The sequence below is a fragment of the Alteromonas alvinellae genome (assembly GCF_902705805.1).
This window is the reverse complement of record NZ_CACSIH010000182.1, coordinates 20,131-27,036: the sequence shown is the minus strand read 5'-3', so window position 1 is coordinate 27,036 and position 6,906 is coordinate 20,131. Positions and strand designations below refer to the sequence as shown.

Below are 6,906 nucleotides of genomic sequence, written 5' to 3'. Positions count from 1 at the left end.
CGATTACGAGCATTTTAACTCTCGCTGAGTGGGTAATGATCTATGCGGATTGGTATTACAGTATTGTACCACCTGATACGCTTCAAAAAGCAAAATGGCATAAGAAAGACGTAAATTGGCTTAACAGAGAAATCCGATTAGCCATTTTGTCGCTATTCAATGTATGAATTGTCACACGGGTTTGATATAAATAGCGTTACAAATAATTATTCAAACAATAATTGAGATACACCCTCCGTGAACGTACCTCAATTACCAAAGCGCTGCATGTACCAGTACTTATTAAAGAACTAAGAACTGGTAAAAAAGAACGTAAGCGCGAAGCCCTACACACGCGCAAGCGAACCGTTTTATTCAACTGGCTTTTCCAGCGAGTTGTCACATTTATTTTGATAAAGAACAGAGAGAATTATGAGCAATCAGTTAGCTTCATTACGTGATATCACTACCGTTGTTGCCGACACGGGCGACATCGATGCCATTAAAAAGTATCAACCAGTCGATGCCACAACTAACCCGTCGCTACTTTTAAAAGCGGCTGGTCTTCCTCAATATGCAAGCCTAATTGATGATGCTGTAGCATGGGCAAAACTTCAGTCAAACGACGCTGACCAGCAGCTTACCGATGCAGCAGACAAACTAGCGGTAGCCATTGGTAAAGAAATCTCTGCAACGATTCCAGGCCGAATCTCAACTGAAGTAGACGCACGCCTTTCGTTCGACACTGCCGCCACTATCGAAAAAGCGGAACGTTTGGTTCAGCTATATGAAGACGCGGGTATCGATAAGTCACGCATTCTTATTAAAATTGCCTCTACTTGGGAAGGTATTCAGGCAGCAGAAGAGCTAGAGAAGAAAGGCATTCAGTGTAACTTAACGCTTCTATTTAGCTTCGCCCAAGCACAAGCTTGTGCAGAGGCCGGTGTTTATCTTATCTCTCCATTTGTAGGGCGCATTTTAGACTGGTACAAAAAAGCGACCGGTACTGAGTCTTACGCACCAGATGAAGATCCAGGCGTAGTATCTGTAACTAAAATTTACAACTACTACAAAGACCACGGCTACAATACTGTAGTGATGGGCGCAAGCTTCCGTAACATTGGTGAAATTCAAGCGTTGGCAGGTTGTGATCGTCTAACCATTAGCCCAGCACTGCTAGAAGAACTGGCAAACGAGCCTGGCGAACTAGAAGTTAAACTGAAAGACAATGGCGCTACAAAAACACCAGGTGACCGCTTAACAGAAAGCGAATTCCGCTGGGCAATGAACGAAGATGCAATGGCAACCGAAAAGCTGTCTGAAGGCATCCGAAACTTCGCCGCAGATCAGGAAAAACTTGAAACCATGCTTCGCGAAAAACTAAGCGCGTAAGGGCTATTGAAACAATGAGTGTTTTAACTTCTCTTCCTGAATGGAAAAAGCTGTCTGAACTTGCTGCAACGGTAAAAGATGCGCACATGCGCGACTGGTTTGCACAAGATGCAAATCGCGCAGATAAGATGCAGCTTGAAGCCTGCGGTATTTTTCTTGATTACTCGAAAAACCGTGTAAATGATGACGCGCTTAAAGGACTTTTCGACCTTGCCAGAGCGTGCAAACTAGAAACCCTTCGCGACGCGATGTTTTCTGGTGAGCAGATTAACTCAACAGAAGGTCGCGCCGTGCTTCACACCGCACTTCGTAATTTCTCAGACCGTAAAGTACTGGTAGATGGCGAAGACGTAATGCCTGAAGTGCATGCTACGCTTGCTAAAATTGAAGCGTTTACTGCATCGGTTCACAGCGGTGAACATAAAGGTTATACCGGCAAGCCTATCAAGCACATTGTGGCAATTGGTATTGGTGGTTCGTTCCTTGGTCCTAAGATTATGACCGAGGCACTTAAGCCGCATACAGTTGACGCAGTGAAGGTTCACTTTGTTGCCAACGTTGACGGTTGCCACATTCACGATGTGCTATCTAGCGTAGATTTTGAAGAAACTTTGGTGGTCATGTCGTCAAAGTCTTTCTCTACCCAAGAGACGCTTCAAAATACACTTACGGCTAAAGACTGGTTCTTAAAGTCTGGCGGTACACAAGAAGATATTGCTAAACACTTTGTAGCCGTGTCTTCAAACGTTAAAGCAGCCACCGAGTTTGGTATTAGCGCCGACAATATTTTCCCTATGTGGGATTGGGTAGGCGGTCGTTACTCACTGTGGTCTGCCATTGGCCTGCCTATCTCGCTAGCCCTTGGGTTTGAAAACTTCAAAGGCTTACTTGAAGGTGCGTTTGACATGGACACCCATTTCACAACCGCACCGCTAGAAGAAAACATGCCTGTTCTACTTGCACTGTTAGGTGTGTGGTACAGAAACTTCTTCGAGGCGCAATCACACGTTTTATTACCTTACTACCACTATCTTCGCGGCTTACCAGCTTACGTACAGCAGTTAGATATGGAAAGTAATGGCAAGCAAGTCACTCAGGAAGGTGAACGCGTAGATTACCCTACTGGTCCAATTATTTGGGGTAGTGAAGGTACAAACGGCCAGCACAGCTTCCATCAGCTTATTCACCAAGGTTCTGGCGTTATCCCGGCAGACTTCATGTTGCCGCTTAACGTTCCTAACCAAGACGACACTCATCACGCTATGCTTGCGTCTAACTGTTTTGGTCAAACACAGGCACTAATGCAGGGTAAAACCTTTGAAGAGTGTTATGCAGACCTTGACGGTAAAGGCCTGGACGACGCTGAACGCAAACGCTTGGCCGCTCATAAAACCATGCCTGGCAACAAGCCTAGCAATACTTTCTTGTTTGATAGCCTTACGCCTAAAACACTTGGCGCGCTGGTTGCAATGTATGAACATAAGGTATTCGTTCAGGGTGTTATCTGGAACCTTAACTCATTCGACCAATGGGGCGTAGAGTTAGGTAAAGTACTAGGAAACCAAGTACTTGCAGGCATTCAAGGCGAGGCAGACAAAGATAATTTCGACGCTTCAACACAGCAATTGATTGCCAAATTCAGAGCAGCGAATGCACCAAAATAAGGAATGCGAGGTGATTTAAAATCATCCAATTGGTGCAAATAACAAACTGAACGGCTAGCTTTTTCGAAAGCTAGCCGTTTTTTGTTGCGGTTTTCATCGACAATACGACAGACATTTTTGATATCCGTAACACTGTACAATTGATTACTAACAAAACAAATAGGATCAATTACATACAGTTATTGTTCACGCTTTAAACACACTGGACATTTCCTTACCGTTGTCATCATATCGTCACAATTTGTTAATAAAAGGTAAATTAAACTATTTTATTTTAGTGGCTGCTGTGATACAAAATTGTACAGAGGGAATTAAAAACAAAAACTCTGTATTAGTTGTAGTGGTATAAAAAGGAGATCCCAGTGGATAAATCAGATCTATTTGCCATGTTAGACATCGAAGCAAGCCCAGCAAAAACCAAAAGCAAAAAACGTAAGTGGAGAGAAATCGAAGCGCTACAAGATCGCTACAAATTAGAAAAAGAACTGGCCGAACTCGACTGTGGTTTCGAGTACGAGCTAGAGACACTGGAAAGATAAAACGAAGGCCGCCTGTTACACAGGCGGCCTTTTTACTTTCTAGCGTGCTGTAAATGCTTCACTTGCAAGCATGGTGTCTCTTCGCTGGCTCTATGTAATAGCGCATTAGCTAAGGAATATGCTCTGTGCCTAATTGCTGCCAGACCGCATAACATGTCTCATAGCTATTTAGGCATTTATCTAGTGAGTCATTGACAGGCCCTGAATAAGGCAACCACACTTGCTGTGTGGCTAGCTGCTATTTATGCCAGTACTATACCTGCCAATTAATGGGTTCTTTGCCCTTAGCAATAAGGTATTCGTTTGTTTGGCTGAAGTGTTTGCAACCTAAAAAGCCTCTGTGTGCTGAGAGTGGCGACGGATGAGGCGCATGTAAAACGTGGTGTTTTTCACGGTTTATATGCTTACCTTTCTTTTGCGCATGGCTTCCCCACAGAAGAAACACAACGTTTTGGCAGTGCTCATTGACCACATCGATAACCTTATCGGTGAAGGTTTCCCATCCCCATTTCGCGTGGCTATGTGCTTTGCCCTGCTCAACGGTCAATACAGTATTAAGTAGCAATACGCCCTGCTCCGCCCACGACGTCAGCGTGCCGTGATTAGGCTCGGTGAAACCATCAATGTCAGACAACAGCTCTTTGTACATATTTTTAAGCGATGGCGGTGTTTTAACGCCAGCTTTTACTGAAAAACAAAGTCCATGGGCTTGATTAGGACCGTGGTACGGATCTTGACCTAAGATCACGACTTTTACTTCGTCTAGCGGCGTGTATTTAAGCGCATTGAATACGTCAGAGTGAGGCGGGTAGATAACGCTTCCCGCTTCACGAGCGTGCTTCACGCGCTCAAGCAACGTAACAAAATAGTCTTTTTGCTTTTCATCACCAAGCGCGCTTTGCCATGTTGTAGCCGAGGGTGTCATTACTTAAGCAAATCCATCATATGCTGCTTAAGTGCATCGTAAGACGCTGGCAAGTCTACCGCTAAGCTGTCTTCGCCTGCTACATCGGCCAACGCTTTCGGTAAGCTGATTGGATTACCTAGCACGTTTTCAACGGTTTCTCTGAACTTAGCCGGGTGCGCTGTTCCTAAGAACAAACCAATTTCGCCGTCTTCTAAGTCGTGACTTACTGCGCGATAGGCAATCGCGGCATGTGGCTCGCTGGTATAGCCTTGTTGCGCTAATTGACGCATAGCAAGCTGCGTATATTCTTCGTCAACCATCTCACCTTTAAGACACGCTTTGTCGATATAGCCACGCTCAATAAGCGCCTCTATTCGCGGCCAGTTATTAGGCTGACTCACATCCATTGCGTTAGACATGGTCGCAACCGTCGCCTTAGGTTCCCACTCGCCGGTTTTAAGGTAGCGAGGTACCGTGTCGTTTAAGTTAGTTGCTGCGATAAAACGCTTTATAGGTAAACCTAACGATTTAGCAATCATGCCAGCCGTAAGGTTACCAAAGTTACCGCTAGGTACTGAAATAACGAGTTGGTCTCGTTTCTCTTTTGGCAACTGACTTACTGCTTCAAAGTAATAGCAAACCTGCGCTAGTAAACGGCTGATGTTGATTGAGTTTGCTGAGTTCAGGTGAAGGCCTTCACGTACGTCAGGGTCGTCAAACGCGGTTTTTACGAGTGATTGGCATGCGTCAAAGTCTGACTCAACAGCAACGGTATGAATATTACCGCCTAGCGTAGTGAATAGCTTTTCCTGCAGCGAGCTAATCTTGCCCTTTGGAAACAAAATAACCACGTTGATATTGTCAATGCCGTGAAATGCATGTGCAACCGCTGCGCCGGTATCACCTGAAGTCGCTGTTAGAATGGTTACTGGCTTCCCTTCACTAATACGCGACAGAGTTTGCGCCATAAAGCGGCCGCCAAAATCTTTAAACGCAAGCGTTGGCCCGTGGAAAAGCTCTAAGCAGTATACATTATCGTTGACCTGCTCGACTGGTGCACCAAAAGCAAAGGCGGTCTGAACAATTTCTTCTAGCTCGCCATTATTCAGCTCATCGCCAATAAGCGCGCGAAGTACTTCTATACTGCGCTCTACAAATGGCTTTTCCAACAATTCGTCAATATTGTCTAGGGTAGGAATATTCTCTGGAAAATAAAGCCCTTGGTTTTTACCTAAGCCCCGCTTAACGGCTTCAGCAAAATTTGCTGTGTCCGATGAATCTTTTAAATTTACCAATTCCACTTGCTGTTACCTTTTTATGTGGGCAAATACTCTGCCCTTTTAATCTTTTAAAAAATTATTGTGCTTTTAGGAAATCATCTGCCTTTAAGAAACCATGTACTTTAAGAAACTATATACCTTAAAAAGCTATGTACCTTAAGAAACAATGGTGCCTTGGCTTGGTATTTGGCACACATGGCTAAAGCCATCTTCATTTTGAATGTAGTTCGCTGTTAAATAGGCGGCGACTTTTTCCGCCTGCGCTTTACTTGGACACACGGCAAACACCGTAGGTCCCGAGCCTGAAATACCAAAAGCAAGCGCACCCGCTTGCTCACTAAAAGCACGCGCCTCATCAAAGCCAGGCAGTAGCGATTTTCTGTAAGGTTCGGCTATAACATCGTTCATTACCGACGCCGCCAAATCAAAGTTACCCGCATGTAAAGCGTGAACAAACACGCCTAACTGTCGACCAAAGGTTAGCGCCGTCGCCATATCCACCTGCTTAGGTAAGATATCGCGAGCAGCCGCCGTTGATACGCTAATGCCTGAATAACAAACGGCATAGTACCATTCGTCGTTTAACGGCAACGACAGTGTGACAGGCGCATCACTACCTGTCATTAACGTCATACCACCTAAGTAACAGGGAGCAACATTATCATAGTGAATACTACCGCTTATTTGGCCTTCTAATTCGCCCATCATTATAAGCAGAGTATCTTCATCGAACGGGGTGTCGAAGTAAGCATTTAACGCTGCAAACGCTGCCACAATAGAGCTTGCGCTTGAACCCAACCCGCTGCCTATTGGAAGGTTTTTATGAAGTGTAAGCGCAACAGGAGAGGTTGTTTTTCCAGCCTTTTCCATTTGCTCACAGAAATAGTGATAGCACTTGGTTACAATATTACTGTCTGCATCGCCCGGGAGTTTGTGAGCAAAGCGCCCCACCGTTTCTAGTGAAAATGACTCAGCCGCCTTTATTTCAACTTCATCACCTAGCTTAGTGCCATCAACGGGCGCAAGCGCTGCGCCCAGTACGTCAAAGCCTAAGCTCACATTTCCAATTGATGCCGGCGCGAAGGCCGTGAATGCTTTCATATTATTACTCTTACTTCGCTTGTGGCGTGCTCTTTATATTAACG

Annotated in this window: 6 protein-coding genes; 3 read left to right on the top strand and 3 right to left on the bottom strand. The window is 45.0% G+C overall.

Annotated features, from left to right (window positions below; all coding sequences use genetic code 11):
• Window positions 1-411: 411 nt before the first annotated feature.
• The 3 genes from tal (at window position 412) to ACX5KA_RS13260 (ending at window position 3,574) form a co-directional block, all read left to right on the top strand.
• Window positions 412-1,371: a transaldolase gene (gene tal, locus ACX5KA_RS13270; RefSeq protein WP_014999319.1), complete on the top strand. Its 960-nt coding sequence runs from the start codon at window positions 412-414 to the stop codon at window positions 1,369-1,371.
• A 14-nt stretch (window positions 1,372-1,385) separates the two neighbouring features.
• Window positions 1,386-3,035 carry a glucose-6-phosphate isomerase gene (pgi, locus tag ACX5KA_RS13265; protein ID WP_283627278.1) on the top strand — a complete coding sequence of 550 codons (1,650 nt, stop codon included), beginning with the start codon at window positions 1,386-1,388 and terminating at the stop codon, window positions 3,033-3,035.
• Window positions 3,036-3,397: 362 nt separating this feature from the next.
• Window positions 3,398-3,574: a DUF3545 family protein gene (locus ACX5KA_RS13260; protein WP_012519516.1), complete on the top strand. Its 177-nt coding sequence runs from the start codon at window positions 3,398-3,400 to the stop codon at window positions 3,572-3,574.
• 253 nt (window positions 3,575-3,827) lie between these two features.
• Here ACX5KA_RS13260 and ung read toward each other — a convergent pair whose 3' ends face one another.
• The 3 genes from ung to thrB all read right to left on the bottom strand — a co-directional run bounded on the left by ung (window position 3,828) and on the right by thrB (window position 6,862).
• Entirely contained in the window at window positions 3,828-4,499 is a 672-nt protein-coding gene (gene ung / locus ACX5KA_RS13255) for a uracil-DNA glycosylase (protein WP_283629829.1), read from the bottom strand.
• Window positions 4,499-5,782, bottom strand: coding sequence for a threonine synthase (gene thrC, locus ACX5KA_RS13250; protein WP_458731374.1), 1,284 nt, complete (start codon window positions 5,780-5,782; stop codon window positions 4,499-4,501). The genes ung and thrC overlap by 1 nt, the downstream gene beginning before the upstream one ends.
• 135 nt (window positions 5,783-5,917) lie before the next feature.
• A complete protein-coding gene (gene thrB, locus ACX5KA_RS13245; protein ID WP_039218785.1) occupies window positions 5,918-6,862 on the bottom strand; it encodes a homoserine kinase in 945 nt (314 codons plus the stop codon).
• Window positions 6,863-6,906: the final 44 nt, after the last annotated feature.

What these genes read in the sequence shown, in the direction of transcription:
- tal (WP_014999319.1), top strand. Translation starts at nt 412, where the DNA reads ATGAGCAATCAGTTAGCTTCATTACGTGATATCACTACCGTTGTTGCC.
- thrB (WP_039218785.1), bottom strand. Translation starts at nt 6,862, where the DNA reads ATGAAAGCATTCACGGCCTTCGCGCCGGCATCAATTGGAAATGTGAGC.
- ung (WP_283629829.1), bottom strand. Translation starts at nt 4,499, where the DNA reads ATGACACCCTCGGCTACAACATGGCAAAGCGCGCTTGGTGATGAAAAG.
- pgi (WP_283627278.1), top strand. Translation starts at nt 1,386, where the DNA reads ATGAGTGTTTTAACTTCTCTTCCTGAATGGAAAAAGCTGTCTGAACTT.